The 15,787-nt window shown below is 71.3% G+C and carries 16 protein-coding genes; 8 read left to right on the top strand and 8 right to left on the bottom strand.

Annotated features, from left to right (window positions below; translation table 11 throughout):
* Window positions 1-23 precede the first annotated feature (23 nt).
* Together ACWDX9_RS05445 and ACWDX9_RS05440 are read left to right on the top strand one after the other, a co-directional pair.
* Window positions 24-902, top strand: coding sequence for a Rieske 2Fe-2S domain-containing protein (locus ACWDX9_RS05445; protein ID WP_449949386.1), 879 nt, complete (start codon window positions 24-26; stop codon window positions 900-902).
* A gap of 29 nt (window positions 903-931) precedes the next feature.
* Window positions 932-1,756 (top strand): NAD(P)H-binding protein, encoded by an 825-nt coding sequence (locus ACWDX9_RS05440; protein ID WP_449949384.1) that lies wholly within the window; start codon window positions 932-934, stop codon window positions 1,754-1,756.
* Here ACWDX9_RS05440 and ACWDX9_RS05435 read toward each other — a convergent pair.
* From ACWDX9_RS05435 to ACWDX9_RS05420, 4 genes are all read right to left on the bottom strand, one after another.
* Window positions 1,749-1,970: a hypothetical protein gene (locus ACWDX9_RS05435; RefSeq protein WP_350739673.1), complete on the bottom strand. Its 222-nt coding sequence runs from the start codon at window positions 1,968-1,970 to the stop codon at window positions 1,749-1,751. The genes ACWDX9_RS05440 and ACWDX9_RS05435 overlap by 8 nt on opposite strands.
* Window positions 1,971-2,000: 30 nt before the next feature.
* The gene (locus ACWDX9_RS05430; RefSeq protein ID WP_449949381.1) at window positions 2,001-2,777 is read right to left on the bottom strand and encodes a sulfite exporter TauE/SafE family protein; all 777 of its coding nucleotides are present in this window, start codon (window positions 2,775-2,777) and stop codon (window positions 2,001-2,003) included.
* Window positions 2,778-2,786: 9 nt separating this feature from the next.
* Window positions 2,787-3,707: an SPFH domain-containing protein gene (locus tag ACWDX9_RS05425; protein ID WP_350739667.1), complete on the bottom strand. Its 921-nt coding sequence runs from the start codon at window positions 3,705-3,707 to the stop codon at window positions 2,787-2,789.
* Window positions 3,708-3,794: 87 nt separating this feature from the next.
* The gene (locus ACWDX9_RS05420) at window positions 3,795-4,583 is read right to left on the bottom strand and encodes an ABC transporter ATP-binding protein (RefSeq protein WP_350739664.1); all 789 of its coding nucleotides are present in this window, start codon (window positions 4,581-4,583) and stop codon (window positions 3,795-3,797) included.
* A 68-nt stretch (window positions 4,584-4,651) separates the two neighbouring features.
* Here ACWDX9_RS05420 and ACWDX9_RS05415 point away from each other — a divergent pair, with 68 nt between their 5' ends.
* Complete coding sequence (locus ACWDX9_RS05415) at window positions 4,652-5,371, top strand: hypothetical protein (protein WP_449949378.1); 720 nt, start codon at window positions 4,652-4,654, stop codon at window positions 5,369-5,371.
* Between the two features lie 8 nt (window positions 5,372-5,379).
* Here ACWDX9_RS05415 and ACWDX9_RS05410 read toward each other — a convergent pair whose 3' ends face one another.
* Window positions 5,380-8,016, bottom strand: coding sequence for a protein kinase domain-containing protein (locus ACWDX9_RS05410; RefSeq protein WP_449949375.1), 2,637 nt, complete (start codon window positions 8,014-8,016; stop codon window positions 5,380-5,382).
* A gap of 170 nt (window positions 8,017-8,186) precedes the next feature.
* Between ACWDX9_RS05410 and ACWDX9_RS05405 the strand changes: the two genes are divergently transcribed.
* Window positions 8,187-8,837, top strand: a complete 651-nt coding sequence (locus ACWDX9_RS05405) for a hypothetical protein (RefSeq protein WP_449949372.1) — start codon at window positions 8,187-8,189, stop codon at window positions 8,835-8,837.
* A 3-nt stretch (window positions 8,838-8,840) separates the two neighbouring features.
* Here ACWDX9_RS05405 and ACWDX9_RS05400 read toward each other — a convergent pair whose 3' ends face one another.
* Together ACWDX9_RS05400 and ACWDX9_RS05395 are read right to left on the bottom strand one after the other, a co-directional pair.
* A complete protein-coding gene (locus ACWDX9_RS05400; RefSeq protein ID WP_357751265.1) occupies window positions 8,841-9,452 on the bottom strand; it encodes a response regulator transcription factor in 612 nt (203 codons plus the stop codon).
* Entirely contained in the window at window positions 9,449-10,564 is a 1,116-nt protein-coding gene (locus ACWDX9_RS05395; RefSeq protein ID WP_449949369.1) for a GAF domain-containing sensor histidine kinase, read from the bottom strand. The genes ACWDX9_RS05400 and ACWDX9_RS05395 overlap by 4 nt, the downstream gene beginning before the upstream one ends.
* A gap of 94 nt (window positions 10,565-10,658) precedes the next feature.
* Here ACWDX9_RS05395 and ACWDX9_RS05390 point away from each other — a divergent pair, with 94 nt between their 5' ends.
* From ACWDX9_RS05390 to serB, 4 genes are all read left to right on the top strand, one after another.
* Complete coding sequence (locus ACWDX9_RS05390) at window positions 10,659-11,315, top strand: SDR family oxidoreductase (protein WP_449949367.1); 657 nt, start codon at window positions 10,659-10,661, stop codon at window positions 11,313-11,315.
* Window positions 11,312-12,322, top strand: coding sequence for an S-adenosylmethionine:tRNA ribosyltransferase-isomerase (locus tag ACWDX9_RS05385; protein ID WP_449949364.1), 1,011 nt, complete (start codon window positions 11,312-11,314; stop codon window positions 12,320-12,322). The genes ACWDX9_RS05390 and ACWDX9_RS05385 overlap by 4 nt, the downstream gene beginning before the upstream one ends.
* Window positions 12,323-12,423: 101 nt before the next feature.
* Window positions 12,424-12,960, top strand: a complete 537-nt coding sequence (locus ACWDX9_RS05380) for a hypothetical protein (protein WP_449949362.1) — start codon at window positions 12,424-12,426, stop codon at window positions 12,958-12,960.
* Window positions 12,961-13,129: 169 nt separating this feature from the next.
* The gene (gene serB / locus ACWDX9_RS05375) at window positions 13,130-14,353 is read left to right on the top strand and encodes a phosphoserine phosphatase SerB (RefSeq protein WP_350739638.1); all 1,224 of its coding nucleotides are present in this window, start codon (window positions 13,130-13,132) and stop codon (window positions 14,351-14,353) included.
* Window positions 14,354-14,564: 211 nt separating this feature from the next.
* On the opposite strand, the gene ACWDX9_RS05370 is transcribed toward serB, so the two are convergent.
* On the bottom strand, window positions 14,565-15,038 hold the full coding sequence (locus tag ACWDX9_RS05370; RefSeq protein ID WP_449949360.1) for a SixA phosphatase family protein: 474 nt from the start codon (window positions 15,036-15,038) through the stop codon (window positions 14,565-14,567).
* Window positions 15,039-15,787: the final 749 nt, after the last annotated feature.

Raw genomic sequence — 15,787 nt, 5'->3', positions numbered from 1 at the left:
AAGTGCGAGCGAAACGTCGGCCGTTGCGGGGTTTGGCCGGGCCGGTTGCTCTCGCCGACCGGCTCGAGAAGTCCAAGGCCCTGGACACGCCGATCAGAGTGCTGGCCAAGACCGTACGCCAGCGCATCCGTCCCGGCCGGCTACGTGACCTGCTGCACGGCGTCCCCACGGGCAAACCGCTGCACCCGCCGCTGGCCACGGTCAGCCTGGGCTGCTGGCTGTCCGCGGCGGTGCTGGACCTCACCGATGGCGATCCGCGGGCCTCGCGCGTGCTGCTGGCCACGGGCATCGCCAACGCGCTGCCCACGGCGGCGGCCGGGCTGACCGACTGGTCCTCTCTCCACCGCGAGCAGCAGCGCGTGGGCTTCGTCCACATGCTGTCGAACGTGGCCGCGCTGGGCCTGTTCTCCGGCTCCCTGCTGGCCCGGGTACGCGGGCGCGAGCAGATGGGCCGCACCCTGACCCTGGCCGGGCTCGGCCTGGCAGGGCTCGGCGGCTATCTCGGCGGCCACATGGCCTACCGGCAGGCGGCCGGGGCCAACCACGCCCCGCAGGTCTCCCACCTGGTGCCGCTGGGCTGGCACGACCTGTGCCTGCTCAAGGACCTGCCGGAGGGCCGGCCCGTCGCGCGGCGGCTCGGCTACATCCAGCTCTTCGTGCTGCGCCAGGGCGAGGCCGTCACCGTGCTCGCCGACCGCTGTCCGCACCTGGCCGGCCCGCTGCACCAGGGCAGGCTGGTCATCGAGAACGGAGAGGCGTGCGTGGTCTGCCCGTGGCACGGCAGCACGTTCAGGCTGGCCGACGGCTCGGTGCGGCACGGTCCTGCGACCGCCCCCGCGCCCATGTTCGAGACGCGGATCCGGCGTGACGGCACGCTCCAGGTGCGGCCGGGGTTGACCTGAAGTTCGCTTGAGGTTTTACCGTCGGCCCCATGAGCACGATTCTGGTGACCGGCGCGACCGGCAATGTCGGCAGGCATGTGGTGTCCCAGCTCGCGGGAGCGGGGCTGGAGGTGCGGGCCCTCGTCAGGGACCCCGCGCGGGCAAGGCTGCCCGAACACGTGGAGGTGGTGCGCGGCGACCTGTCCGCGCCCGGGACGCTGGAGCCCGCGCTGAAAGGCGTGGAGAGCGTGTTCCTGCTGTGGCCCCATTTCACGGCGGACGGCGCCGCCGAGGTGGTCACGGCCATCGCCGGGCACGCGCGGCGCGTGGTCTACCTGTCGGCCAACGTGGCGGACGAGCCGGTGACGCACTACCACGAGATCGAGCGGCTGATCCGGCACTCGGGGCTCGGGTGGACGTTCCTGCGGCCCGGCGGCTTCGCGGCCAACACGCTGGGCTGGGCCGGGCAGATCAGGCAGGGCGTGGTGCGCTGGCCGTACGGGCAGGCTTCGAGGCCCCTGATCCACGAGCGGGACATCGCGGCCGTGGCCACGCACGTGCTCACCTCGGCGGGCCACAACGGCGCCACATACGTGCTGACCGGCCCCGAGCGGCTCACCCAGGCCGAGCAGGTGCGCGTGATCGGTGCGGCGACCGGGCGCGAGGTGCGCTGGGAGGAGCAGCCGCCGGAGGAGGCCCGCGAGCAGCTCATGGCCGCCTGGGGGAACGCGGCCTTCGTCGAGAGCGCGCTGAAGGCGTGGGGCAGCTTCGTGGCGGCTCCCGAGCAGGCCACCGACACCGTGGAGCGGCTGCTCGGCAGGCCCGCTCTGACGTTCGGTCAGTGGGCGGAGGACCACGTGGCGGACTTCAGCTGACCTCGTCCACGGGATGCTCCACGAGGGCCAGGATGCGGCTGGACATGAACCTGGCCGTGCGCACCGGCGTGCCGGTGCGGGTGACCTCGCTCACCTCGACGAGCCCCCGCCTCGTGGTCACGTCGACCCGCCGCCCGGCGCGAGTGGCCCTGATCTCGTACGTACGCGGTGTGCCTCCGGCATCGATGACGATCTCTACCCAGTCGCCCTTCATGTACGGATTCATACCCGCAAACGCGACATTCTATCCGTACACCAGTACGAAAATCGCCGCAATGCCGACGCAGACGATGATCGCCCGGAGCACGGGCGCCGGGATGCGCCGCCCCACCCTGGCGCCCAGGAAGCCGCCCGCCACCGCGCCCATGGCCACCCCCGCCACGGCGAGCCAGTTCACGTGCGCGACCACGATGAACAGCGCGGCGGCCACGATGAACAGCGCGGCGGCCACGGCGTTGACGATCAGCGCGAGGACGTTCTTGGCCGCGTTCACCCGCTGGAGGTCGTCGTCGAGGAAGCTGCCGAGCAGCCCGATCAGCAACACGCCCTGCGCCGCGCCGAAGTACCCGCCGTAGATCCCGGCGGCCAGCACGCCGAACCACAGCTCCAGCCCTCCGTGCGGGTGCGCGTGCCGCCGCCGGTCGGCCAGCCACCGGTTGAGCCTGGGCTGCACCAGGACCAGCACGCAGGCCAGCGCGATCAGCGCGATGACGACGACCTGGAACACCGACGGGTCCAGGAACAGCAGCAGGATCCCGCCGGCCAGCGCTCCGAGGGCCGAGGCCAGCCCCAGGCGCAGGAGGCGTTCGCGCTGGCCCCGGAGCTCGGGGCGGTAGCCGTACGCGGCGGTGAACGAGCCCGGCACGAGCCCGATGGTGTTGGAGACGTTGGCGGTGACGGGATCGACGCCGATGGCCAGCAGCGTGGGGAACGTGATCAGGGAGCCTGACCCGACGACCGCGTTGATCGCACCGGCCACCATCCCGGCCACGCAGACCGCGGCCAGCTCCCACCCCGTCACAAGCCCTCCTTACGTGTCCGGGCTCTTAGGGGGTGTGAAGAGGCCGCCCAGATTCTCCAGAACTTTGCCCATTTCTGATGGGACGATCCAGATCTTATTGGCGTCGCCCTTGGCGATCTCAGGCAGGGTCTGCAGGTACTGGTAGGCGAGCAGGTGCTGGTCGGGCTGCCCCTCGTGGATGGCCTTGAACACCATGCCGATCGCGTCCGCCTGGCCCTTGGCCCGCATGGCCTGGGCCTCGGCCTCCGCCTGCGCGCGCAGCACGGCCGCCTCCGCCTCGCCGCGCGCCCGCAGCACGGCCGCCTGCTTCTCGCCCTCCGCCTGGAGGATCGCCGCCTGGCGCTGGCCCTCGGCGGTCAGCACGGCGGCGCGCTTGTCGCGGTCGGCGCGCATCTGCTTCTCCATCGAGTCCTGGATGGAGGAGGGCGGGTCGATGGCCTTGAGCTCGACTCTGTTGACCCGGATGCCCCACTTGCCCGTCGCCTCGTCGAGCACGCCGCGCAGCGCGGTGTTGATGTCCTCGCGCGAGGTCAGCGTGCGTTCCAGGTCCATGCCGCCGACCACGTTCCGCAGTGTCGTGACCGTGAGCTGCTCGACGCCGATCAGGAAGTTCGCGATCTCGTACGTGGCCGCCTTCGGATTGGTGACCTGGAAGTAGATGACGGTGTCGATGGACACGACCAGGTTGTCCGAGGTGATCACCGGCTGCGGCGGGAAGGAGACCACCTGCTCCCGCAGGTCGATCATGTCCTTGATGCGGTCGATGAACGGCACCACGAGGTTGAGCCCCGGGGTCAGCGTCCGGTGGTAGCGCCCGAGGCGTTCGATGATGGCGGCCGTGGCCTGGGGGATGATGCGGACCGTTCGGGCCACCCCGAAGCCCACGGCCGCGACCACGACAAGGGCGACGATGAGCTGCTCGACGGACATGGCGACGCTCCGAAGTCGAGGGGACCGACTCCGTTGATCCTATTTCCTTTCAGCTTTCGGCGGCTTTTATGTGGATAAATAGGGGGATTAGTGGGCGCGCGCGTACCAGCGGCCCTCGGCGCTGCGCTCCAGCGAGAGCGGCACCCCGAACGTCTGCGACAGGTTTTCGGGCGTCATCACGTGCTCCAGCGGCCCCTGCGCCACCACCGAGCCGTGCCTCAGCAGCAGCCCGTGCGTGAACCCGATCGGCACCTCTTCCACGTGGTGCGTCACCAGCATGAGCGTCGGCGAACGGTAGTCGCCCGCCAGCACCGAGAGCCGGCGCACCAGGTCTTCGCGCCCGCCCAGGTCGAGCCCGGCCGCGGGCTCGTCGAGCAGCAGCATCTCGGGGTCGGGCATGAGGGCGCGCGCGATCTGCACCCGCTTGCGCTCCCCCTCCGACAGCGTGCCGAACCGCCGCCTGATCAGATGGGCCGCGCCCATCATGTCGATCAGCTCGACCGCCCTGGTCACGTCGTTGGAGTCGTACTCCTCCGTCCAGCGGCCCATGATCCCGTACGAGGCGGTCAGCACGAGGTCGATGACCTTCTCCTCCGGCGGGATGCGCTCGGCCAGCGCGGAGCTCGCCAGCCCGATCCGCGGGCGCAGATCGAAGACGTCCGCCTGTCCCAGCCGCTCCCCGAGCACCTCGACCAGGCCCTCGCTCGGGTAGAGCAACGTGGCCGCGACCTGCAGCAACGTGGTCTTGCCCGCGCCGTTGGGGCCGACGACGACCCAACGCTCGTCGGCGTTGACCGTCCAGTCGATGCCGCGCAGCAGGGCCGCTCCGTCCCGCCTGACGGCGACGTCCTGGAGCCGCAGCACCTGACCACCCATCCCCGATACCTCCTTAGGAGTCACGCTCGGGACAAACCTATTGCAGGGCGAGCGCATATCGTGGATCGGTGCGCCCTGAATCGCCTGTCTGTCCCTCCCTGGTCGCCTGGGGCAACGCGTGGCTCGCCGGTCACGTCGGTCTCGACGAGGCGGCTGACCACGTGGAAGCCACCGGCGGTCCCACCGTGGCCGACGACGCCCCGTTGCGTAAATACCTCGCAAACCTGCGCTCCGACGGCCTGCGCGAGTTCCGGCTCGCGCTGCCCGCGCCCGGCGATCCGCTGGGGCTGTCGGGGCCCGCGCCGTTCAACTCGGCCGCGGTGGACGCCGGGGAGGCCGCCATCGCGGTGCTCGACGGCCGCAACCTCGGCCTGGTGCCGGTGCCCGACCTGCGCGGATCGTCCTATGTCGGGGTACGCCTGGAGATCCACGACTCCGGGCCCGTACGCCATGATCTGCCGTCGCTGTCGGAGGCCGAACGCGAGCTGTCGGAGGCCATGCGCTCGGCCACCGACACCCTGTCCGCCGTCGAAGGCCCCCTGCAGTCCCGCCCCTCGTCCGTCGGACACCGGGGCGGCGAGCTGGCGCCCGGCTACCCCGCGCGGGCGCACCGCGTCTCCACCCTCGCCACGCGGCTGGCCACCGTGGTGCGGCTGGCCGACGAGCGCGGGCTCACGTCGGGGCAGGTCGCCGCCCGCGCCATGGCCCTGCGTGACCTGGACCGGGCGGTACGCCGTGCGGTCGTGGCCGCCCATCACGCGATCTTCGAACCGCTCAGGAGCACGTAGCCGGCCCACTAGGAGCCGCTCGCGATCTTCCACAGCCTGACCACCTTGTCCTTGCCCGCGGACATGACGACCGCGTCGCCGTCGAGTGGGACGATGCCCACGGCGTACACGCCCTTCTTGTGGGCCTTGACCGGTTTGCCGAGCGTCTTGCGGGTCTCGGGGTCCCAGAGCCTGATCGTGCCGTCGGTGCCGCCGGACAGCAGCACCGTGCGGCCGTCGAGGGTGCCGAAGGAGAGCGAGTAAACGATCTTCTTGTGGCCGGAGAGGGTGGCGACGGTCTTGCGGCTCTTCGGATCCCAGAGCCTGATTTTTCCGTCTTTACCGCCAGATGCCACGACCGTCTTCCCGCTCACCTTGCCGACCGCGACCGAGTACACGCCCCTGGAATGGCCCTTGTACGCCTTCCCGTACGCCTTGCGCCGGGCCATGTCCCACATGCGCACCGTCTCGTCCTCGCTGGCCGAGATGGCGACGGCCCGGTCGCCCATGTGGGTGGCGCTGAGCCAGTTGACCGGCTTGCGGTGGGCTCTGATGATCTTGCCGGTGGACTTGCGCTTCTTCAGGTCCCAGAACCTCAGATAGCCGTCGGCGTCGCCGGTGACCGCGACGTACCTGCCCTTCACCTTGGTGACGGCGACCGCGTAGACGGCGTCGCCGTGCCAGCCGAGCACCTTGCCCTTGTGGGTCTTGAGGTTCCACAGGCGCACGCTGCCGTCGTACCCGCCGGAGACGGCCATGGGGGTCTTGCCGACCATCACGCAGGCGACGGCGTACACCTCCTCGCTGTGGCCCTTCATCGTGGCCAGCGACTTGTGCCCGGCCAGGTCCCACAGCCGCACCCGGCCGTCCTGCCCGCCGGTGACCAGCCACGCCTTGCCGCCCGCGGAGATCGCGGAGATCGTCTGGACGCCCTTGGTGTGGCCCTTGAACGACTTCCCGTCCTGCTTGCCGAGGACGGGGACGACCTTCTGCGTCGGGGTGACCGTCGGGGTGGGTGTGACCTGGGTCGGTGTGGGCGTCGGGGTCTCGGTCTGCGGCTGGGCCTGCGTCTGAGCCGGGCCCGCGCTCACGGAGGTGGTGGCCTGGGCCGCGTTCCCGCCGGTCGGCGCGCCGGTGCCGAACATCTTCGGCCCGAAGTACAGCACGCTCCCGGCCAGGGCCAGCGCCACGACGAGCGCGCCGGAGACCATGGCGGCCCGCCTGCGCCTGGCGTTGGTCTCGTCGGGCCGCTCCTCTGCCGGCGCATGCTTGAAGAACGCGTCATTGTCCCCCCGCCCGCCGCCCTCCCGCGCCGACGGCTTCTGGGATGAGGGCGGCCCCTCCCCTCCCGCAACCGCCTCCGACCCCGGCGCCACCGGGCCGGGCGCCGGTGGACGGGGCGCGGCCGGGTGGGGCGTGGCGCTCATCGGATAGGGCGGCGGCGCCGGTGACGGACCCGACGGAGGCTGCTGCCGAGGCACGTAAGGCACCCCATGCGGCCCGCCCCCGTGCTGCGGCCCGCCTCCGTAGCCGGGCGTCGCACCCTGCCCAGGCACTCCACCCCGCCTCGGCCCGCCGCCCTGTTGCGGCGGCACGTAAGGCGCCGCAGGTGGTCCGGCCGCAGGGCCGTGGGACGGGGGATATGCCTCCCCCGACGGGTTCGCCCACCCGTACCCGCCAGGAGGGGCGGACGACGGAGGGCCACCGGGATTCGCCCACCCGCTGCCACCCACCGGAGGCTCGGGCGCGGGCCCGGGGTTCGCCCAGCCGCCGGCAGGCGCGGGCGGATCCGGCGGGGTCTGCTCGGCCGCGAGTTGCGAGCCCGTGTTGAGCGCGTCCTCGGGCCGCGGCGACTCACCCTCGTTCGCCAGCAGCGCGAACAGCACGTCGACCGCCACGGGCCGCTCGTCGGCCCGCTTGCGCAGGCATGACCCCACGACCGGCCGCAGGGTCTCGGGCAGCGCCGAGAGGTCGGGCTCCTCGTGCATCACCCGGTAGACGACCGCGGGCAGGCTGTCCTGGCCGAACGCGGGCCGCCCCGTGGCCGCGAACACCATGGTCAGGGCCCAGCTGAACATGTCGCTGGCCGGCCCCACCCGCTCGGCCGAGATCTGCTCGGGCGACATGTACGCGGGCGTCCCCACGACCCCGCTGCTGATCGTCATGGCCGAGTCCAGCGCCCGCGCGATGCCGAAGTCGATCACCCGCGGCCCGTCGTGGCCGAGCAGCACGTTGCTGGGCTTGAAGTCGCGGTGCACGATCCCGGCGCGGTGGATGGCGGCCAGCGCGGTGACCGTTCCGACGGCCAGGCGGTAGAGCGCGCCGCCCGTACGAGGCCCGTCCCGCTGCACCACCGCCTGCAGGGAGACCCCGTCCACCAGCTCGCTGACGATGTACGGATGCTCGCCGTCCATGTGGGCCCCAAGCACCTGCGCGGTGCAGAACTGGGCCACCCGCCGCGCGGCCGCCACCTCGCGCAGGAAGCGTTCGGAGTCCAGTCCGGGCTTGTCCAGCCGGGTGTTCAGGAGCTTGATCGCCACGCGCCGCCCGTCCGGCGACTCACCCTCGAAAACGATCCCCTGCGCCCCCTTGCCCAGGCGGCCGAGCAGCCGGTATTCGCCCAGTGTTCGCGGATCGGTCGGCTGTAAGGGGTGCGTTTCCGGCACCTGGCCCTCCCCGTTGTCCTAGACCCCCGTTCACAAGTGGGATAGGCGCGGGCAAAAACCCACAAACCACCCCAGGTCACGAAAGATCATCGCTCTTTGCGAAAAATTTGCCCTACGCAATAATCGTGGAGAAGATCGGGGATTTCCAGCACCGCACGGGGAGCCGTCATATGCGCAGAAGCTTCAGCCTGTTCTTAGCCGGCGGTCTGGCCGCCGCGCCGCTGGCCGTACCCGCCCCGGCGAGTGCCGCCACCGCTGCCGCCCCCACCACCGCGACGGTCGCCCGGGTGAAGCCGTACTCCAGCTTCAAGATCTCCGTCAAGCACAGCGGCCGCACCAAGCGCGGCGGCAAGATCACGTATTACGTCCGCGCCAAGAACCTGGGCCCCTACTACGCCGACTACTACTGGATCGGCGGCCAGGTGCCCAAGGGCGTCGTGCCCACCCTGCGCTGGGGCGCCGCGAAGGGCACCAAGTGCACCTGGGAGGACCGCTGGTTCTGGTGCTGGGGCCCGCTGCGGCTGGAGAAGGGCAAGACCGACTGGCTCAACTTCCAGGTGACGCTGAAGAAGGGCACCAAGGGCACGGCCACGGCGCGGGTCGGCGTGATGTCGTTCGACGTCGACCAGGGCATGGAGAACATCGACGAGGAAGAGCTCAAGCGCCTCGGCATCAAGGGCTACTACTGGCTCAAGAAGGTCAACACCAAGATCGTCTCCCCGCCGCGCCGGCCGGGCCGCAGCTGGTCGCCGCCTCCGCCGGTCAAGACGTACAACCCGCCTGCCAGCCACGAAGAGAGCAACAAGAAGAAGGACACCTGACCCTCACCCCAGGCCGTGCCGTACGGCGTACAGCGCGGCCTGGGTGCGGTCCTGGACGCCCAGCTTCATCAGCACGTTGGAGACGTGGGTCTTGACCGTCTTCTCCGCGACGGCCAGGCTCCTGGCGATCTCCCGGTTGGACCGGCCGGCCGCGATGAGCGCGAGCACCTCGCGTTCGCGGTCGGTCAGCGGCACCGGTGGCGGGCCGTCCGGCGCCGACAGCATCGCCTCGGCGGCCTCGGGCGCCAGTAACACCTGCCCTCCGTGCACGGACCGCACGGCCTGCACCAGCGCGGTCGGATCGACGTCCTTGTAGAGGAACCCCGACGCCCCCGCCCGCATGGCCGGGCCGACGTCGGACCGGTCGCTCACCGACGTCAGCACGACCACCCTGGTCGCCGACCCGGCCAGCCGTTCGAGCGTGCCGAGTCCGTCGAGCACCGGCATCTTCAGGTCCAGCAGCAGCACGTCGGGCGCCAGCTCCCCGACCAGCTCGACCGCCTGCGCCCCGTCGCCCGCCTCACCGACGACCGTGATGTCGTCCTGCAGGTCGAGGAACGTACGCAGCCCCTGCCGCACCACCGGATGATCGTCGGCGATCAGCACCCGGATCAAACGCCCACCTCCACACGTACCGTGGTCCCCCGGCCGTGGGCCGACTCGACGGTCATGGCCCCGCCCACGGACTCCGCCCTGTCGCGCATCGACACCAGGCCCAGGCCGCGCGACTCCGCCTGTTCGAAGCCGTTGCCGTCGTCGTGCACGATCAACACCAGCCTGCCATCCGCGTACGCCAGGCGCACGGAGACGCTCGCGGCCTCCGCGTGCCTGAGCGCGTTGTGCAGCGCCTCCTGGGCCACCCTGAGCACCGCCACCTCGACCGCCGGGTCGACCGGCGGCAGCTCCACGCACTCGAACGTGACCAGGGACGGATGGAGCCGGTCCAGCAGGCGCACGTGCTTGCGCAGCGTCTCGGCCAGGCCGTGCCGGTCGAGCTCGGCCGGCCGCAGCTCGACGATCACCGCCCGCAGCTCGGACAGGGCCTCCCCGGCCAGGCGCTGGACGCGTTCGAGCTCGGCGGCGGCTTTCTCGGGCGCCCGGTCGAGCATGGCGGAGGCGGCCTGCGCGGTGAGCCTGAGCGAGAACAGCTTCTGCGTCACGGCGTCGTGCAGCTCGCGGGCCACCCGGTTGCGCTCCTCCAGCATGGCCAGCTCGCGCCCGCGCTCGTAGAGCCTGGCGTTGGCCAGCGCGATGGCCGCGTGCGCGGCGAACAGCGTCAGCAGCTCCTGGTCGGCCTGCGTGAAGCCGCCCGGCGTGCGCTTGTTGGCCAGGAAGATGATGCCGAGCACCTGGTCGCCGTCGCGGATCGGGACGCCGAGGAAGTCCTTCATCACCGGGTGGGCCTTCGGCCACCACTCGAATCTCGGGTCCTTGCGCAGGTCTGGCAGCCTGACGGGACTCCCCTCGCGAAGCATCGCGCCGAGCATGCCATGCTGTCTGGGCAGCGGCCCGATCGCGTCCCACTGCTTGTCGGTGATGCCCTCGGCGACGAACTCGCCGAACGACCCCTCGTCGTCGGGCACGCCGAGCGCGGCGTAGCGGGCGTCGAGCAGCCGTTGCGCCGAGCGTACGATGACCTGCAGCACCTCCCGGACCGACAGATGGCGGGTGACCGCGAGCACCGCGGAGCTCACCGCCTGCAGGATCTCGTCTCGGTCGGAGGTCACGGGACCCAGCTTATGGTCCTAGGACGATGTGCCCAGGCGGCGGCGGGACCTCGGCCCGATGTGCGCGGCCCGCGGCGTTCCTAACGTCGGCACCATGACGAACACCGCACTCATCACCGGCGCTTCCCGCGGTCTCGGACTCGCCCTGGCGAGGTCTCTGGCGGGCGCCGGCTGGAACCTCGTGCTCACCGCCCGCGGCGCGGACGACCTGGAGCGGGCCGCGGCCGAACTGGGCGCCGTCGCGATCCCCGGCGACGTGACGGAGCCCGCGCACGTCGAGCGGCTGGCCCGGGCGGCACCCGAGCTGGACCTGCTGGTCAACAACGCCAGCGACCTCGGCGTGACGCCGCTGCCGCCGCTGGCGGGCTACCCGCTGGAGGCGTTCAGGGTGCTGCTGGAGACCAACGTCACCGCCCCGCTCGCGCTGATCCAGGCCACGCTGCCCGCCCTGCGCGCGGCGGGCGGGGCCGTCGTGAACATCACCTCGGACGCCGCCACGGGCGCGTACGAGGGCTGGGGCGGCTACGGCGCCACCAAGGCGGCCCTGGAGCAGCTCTCCAACGTGTTGTCGGCCGAGGAGCCCGCGGTCCGGGTCTGGTGGGCCGACCCCGGCGAGATGAACACCCGCATGCTCGCCGACGCCGTGGGCGCCGACGAGGCCGCGGGCGCCACCGACCCCGCCAAGGTGGCCGCGGCGCTGCACGACCTGGTGCGGTCCCGTCCGGCCAGCGGCAGAGTGAGCCTGCAATGACCGTCGCGCTCGACTTCGCGCTGCCGCCGGGCCTGTCGGCGAGCGAGCCGCCCGAGGCGCGGGGGATGTCCAGGGACGCGGTACGCCTGATGGTCTCGCGCGGCGACCTCGCCCCCTCGCACCACCACTTCGTCGACCTGCCGGGGCTGCTCGACCCCGGTGACCTGATCGTCGTGAACAACTCGGCGACCCTGCCCGCGGCCGTCCGGCTCGACCGGCTGGCCGTGCACTTCTCCACCGCCAGGGAGGACGGCACCTGGCTGGTCGAGCTGCGCCGCCGTACCGCCACCGCCTCCGAGCCCTACGGCGGTGGTGAGCCCGGCGAGTGGCTGCCGCTGCCGGGGCGGGCCACGCTGCGGCTGATCGAGCGGGAGACGCCGCGTCTGTGGCGGGCGTCGCTGGACCAGGAGGTGGAGCCGTACCTGCGGGCGCACGGGGCGCCGATCCGCTACTCGTACGTGAGCGGGGACTGGCCGATCGAGGCGTACCAGACCGTGTTCGCGACCGTGCCGGGAAGCGCGGAGATGCCGAGCGCGGCGCGGCCGTTCACCGCGGAGCTGGTGACGGCGCTCGTGGCGCGCGGGATCGGGATCGCGCCGATCACCCTGCACACGGGGGTGGCCTCGCCGGAGAAGGACGAGCCGCCCTACGCCGAGCGGTACGAGGTGCCGGAGGCCACGGCGCGGCTGGTCAACCTGGCGCACGAGAGCGGCAACCGGGTGGTGGCCGCGGGCACCACCGTCGTACGGGCGCTGGAGACGGCCGTGGGGGCGGACGGGCTGGTCAGCGCGGCCGCCGGGTGGACCAGGCGGATCGTCACGCCTCAGAGCGGCGTACGGGCCGTCACGGGGCTGATCACCGGGCTGCACGAGCCGCGCTCCAGCCACCTGCTCATGTTGACCGCGATCGCGGGCGAGACGGCGCTCGCGCGGGCCTACGGGGAGGCGCTACAGAACGCATATCTGTGGCACGAGTTCGGTGACACGCACTTGATTCTGAAGAAATAGCCTTTACATAGATTTTGCCAACATGATAGGAACAGCGGGCATTTACGGGGGCTTCAAGTGTGTACGCCTCCCCGTGACCACTTCCTCACCGGAGACGTTTAATGCGTAACCTGACCAAGGCCGCGTCGCTGGCATTGCTGGCGGCGGCCCTGCTTGTCCCGGCTGTTCCGGCTTCCGCCTCTGCCACGACGGCCGCCGGCGAGCCGTTCTCGGCCTTCGACGTCAAAGTGAAGGCTGCCAAGACGGCCAAGGCCGGCGGCAAGCTCAACTTCGGCATCATCGCCACCAACAAGGGGCCCTACCAGGCCGACGCCTACTTTGTCGGCGGCGAGTTCCCCAAGGGGGTCGACCTCAGGCGGATCATGTACCGCTCGAGCGTCAAGGGCACCGAGTGCGGGCTCGAGGGCCGTGCCTTCTTCTGCTTCCTGCCCAAGGTCCTGGAGAAGGGTGACGCCATCTCCCTGATCTTCGAGACCAAGCTCAAGAAGACGGCGACCGGCACGCAGATCGCCAAGCTCGGCGTGATCTCCTACGACGTCCAGACGGGCATGGAGAACATGAGCAAGGAAGAGCTCGACCGGCTCGGCATCCCCGAGCACGGCTACGTGAAGACGGTCAAGACCAAGATCGTCCGCTAACCCGACGCTCTTCGCGTCCCTTGGAACGTTACGGCCGATGAAATGTTGTCCGTACGTCCGCAGGACGTTCACCTAGGCGTCACCTGCCAGGACAGCCACGGTCGCGCCCGCGCCCGAATGCCCGCCCTGCTTCGCGAGCATCGGGCCGGGCGCAGTACCGTGGCTGGATGTGGACCAGCGCAGCCTCCTGATCACCCTGACCGGCCCCGACCGGCCCGGCGTCACCTCGCGGCTTTTCTCCGTTCTGTCTGCCTTTCCGGTGACTGTGGCGGACATCGAACAGGTCGTCATTCGCGGCCGGCTCACGCTCGGCGTGCTCGTCACGTACGCCGGCGGCCCCCCGACAGGCACCGGCACGACCCTCGGCGCCATGTGGACCGCGGTCGAGCAGGTGGCCGAGGACCTCGGCATGGAGGTGGAGCTCTCCACCGGCTCCCAGACCAAGGAGCAGCGCCGCCGCGGCCGCCTGTCGGTCAGCGTGCTGGGCGCCACGCTCCAGCCCGCCGCCATCGCGGGCATCGCCGGGCGCATCGCCGCCGCCGGCGCGAACATCGACCGCATCGAACGCCTCGCCCAATGGCCCGTCACCTGCATCGAACTGTCCGTCTCCGGCGCCGACCCCAGCTCGTTGCGGGTCGAACTGGCGGCCGAGGCGGCCGTCCTGGCGGTGGACGTGGCCGTGCAGCGCACCGGCCTGTCGCGGCGCGCCAAGCGGCTGATCGTCATGGACGTCGACTCGACCCTCATCCAGGGCGAGGTCATCGAGCTGCTCGCGGCGCACGCCGGCTGCCTGGACGAGGTCGCCAAGGTCACCGAGCAGGCCATGCGCGGCGAGCTCGACTTCGCCGAGTCCCTGCGGCGCCGGGTGGCACTGCTGGAGGGGCTGCCGGCCGAGGTGTTCGAGGAGGTGCGCAAGGAGGTCGTGCTCACGCCCGGCGCCCGCACCCTGGTTCGCACGCTCAAGCGGCTCGACTACCGCTTCGCCATCGTCAGCGGCGGGTTCACGCAGATCACCGACGGGCTCGTGGAGGAGCTCGGGATCGACTACTCGGCGGCGAACGTCCTCGAGGTCATCGACGGCCGGCTGACCGGTCGCGTCGTGGGCGAGATCGTGGACCGGCCGGGTAAGGCGCGGGCGCTGGAGCGGTTCGCGAAGGAGGCCGGCCTGCCGATCTCGCAGACGGTGGCCATCGGGGACGGGGCCAACGACCTCGACATGATCGCCGTGGCCGGGCTGGGGGTGGCGTTCAACGCCAAGCCGGTGGTGCGGCAGGCGGCCGACACGGCGGTCAACACCCCCTACCTCGACTCGATCCTCTACCTGCTGGGGATCTCCAGGGACGAGGTGGAGGCGGCGGACGCAGAGGACGGCGCCACCCTCACCGCAGGCTGACCCTCACCCGGCAATGCCCATCCTGGGGCCCCAGGATGGGCCCTCCAGCCCTCCAGCCGGCTCCAGCGCCCCCTGGTGGGCCCTCGGCACTCCTGTGGGCCCTCGGTGCTTCTTGAGGGCCTCGGTGCCCTTTGGGTCTCCGCGCCCCCTGTGAGCCTCTGCCCTGAGCCTTCGTGTCCATTGCGGGCCTTCACACGCCCCTTGGTGTTCTTCAGCCCTCCTGCTCCTTAGGGTCCCAGAGCGTCACCAGACGCCCCTCACCCATCCAGAGCTCATCCCAGTCGGACTCCACCTCGATCACCGCGAACGCGCCCGGCCGGAACACGTACTCCCCTCCGGCCAGCCCCACGGCCAGCTCGTGCACGCCCGGGTTGTGCCCGCACAGCACCACGGTGCTCGCCTCGGGATCGACCCGGCGGACCAGCTCCAGCAGCTCATCGGGATACGCCTCGTAGATGTCCCGCTCGTAGCCGATCTCCGCCTCGGGAAAGGCGATCTCGGCGGTGCGCTTGGTCCTGAGCGCCGGCGAGCACAGCACGACGTCCGGGTTGAGCCCGGCCGCCCGTATCTCGTCGCCGGCCCGCTTGGCGTCCCGCTCGCCCCGCCCGGTCAGCGGCCGCTCCCGATCGGCCAGCCCGGGAACGTGGGCGGCCTTCGCATGCCGCAGCACAATCAAGGTCCGCACCAGATCACCCCGTCCTCGAGGCCCAGACGGCCAGCCCGACGATCACGGCCAGGATGACGAGCATCCCCAGCAGAATGAGGCCCAGGGTCTTCCCACCGCTGGGCTGCTTGTCACCTTTCACGCGCCCAGTTTCCCACCGAGCCACCCCGCCCCCACTCCCGCCTTCACCCCCACCACCCCGTCCCCTGCCGCCGGGTCCGCAACCCGCAGGCCCATGCACCTGCACCCGCCGCACGCCGCGCAGCACATACCCCGCATATCGCCACCACACCCAAGACGCCGCGCACACCCTCCCATCGCCCTCGTGCCCCTGCACGCCCCCACCACCGCCGAGCCCGCACCTCTGCACGCCCGCACCCCGCACACCCCGGCACGCCCGCACCCCGCACACCCCGCACACCCCCTCACGCCTTCACCCCGCACACCCCGGCACGCCTGCACCCGGCGCACCCCGGCACGCCCGCCACCAAGACGCCCACTGTCCACGCGCCGCAAACCGCACCTGCCCGGCCCCGAATCGCCCGACGAGCCGATCACACCCCACCCGATCCGCCCGCATCCCGTTCGTCCCGCCAGTTCCCACGTCGACGTCCGCGCCCCACAGCACCCCCACCTCATCCCCTCGCCACACCTCATCCCACCCGACGAGACACCCTCGACCGCGTCGCCCAGCGCAGGAGCCGACGACCAGCGGCCCCGGACGTCCGAAGGCCCGGAGGAGCCCGGAAAGACGAGACGCCCGCCCCTAC

The organism is Nonomuraea sp. NPDC003201, from assembly GCF_053590415.1.
The sequence above is the reverse complement of the archived record's forward strand: the minus strand, read 5'-3'. Positions and strand labels throughout refer to the sequence as shown.

What these genes read in the sequence shown, in the direction of transcription:
- ACWDX9_RS05405 (WP_449949372.1), top strand. Translation starts at nt 8,187, where the DNA reads ATGCGCAGAAGCTTCAGCCTGTTCTTAGCCGGCGGTCTGGCCGCCGCG.
- ACWDX9_RS05390 (WP_449949367.1), top strand. Translation starts at nt 10,659, where the DNA reads ATGACGAACACCGCACTCATCACCGGCGCTTCCCGCGGTCTCGGACTC.
- ACWDX9_RS05440 (WP_449949384.1), top strand. Translation starts at nt 932, where the DNA reads ATGAGCACGATTCTGGTGACCGGCGCGACCGGCAATGTCGGCAGGCAT.
- ACWDX9_RS05435 (WP_350739673.1), bottom strand. Translation starts at nt 1,970, where the DNA reads ATGAAGGGCGACTGGGTAGAGATCGTCATCGATGCCGGAGGCACACCG.
- ACWDX9_RS05380 (WP_449949362.1), top strand. Translation starts at nt 12,424, where the DNA reads ATGCGTAACCTGACCAAGGCCGCGTCGCTGGCATTGCTGGCGGCGGCC.
- ACWDX9_RS05420 (WP_350739664.1), bottom strand. Translation starts at nt 4,583, where the DNA reads ATGGGTGGTCAGGTGCTGCGGCTCCAGGACGTCGCCGTCAGGCGGGAC.
- ACWDX9_RS05425 (WP_350739667.1), bottom strand. Translation starts at nt 3,707, where the DNA reads ATGTCCGTCGAGCAGCTCATCGTCGCCCTTGTCGTGGTCGCGGCCGTG.
- ACWDX9_RS05385 (WP_449949364.1), top strand. Translation starts at nt 11,312, where the DNA reads ATGACCGTCGCGCTCGACTTCGCGCTGCCGCCGGGCCTGTCGGCGAGC.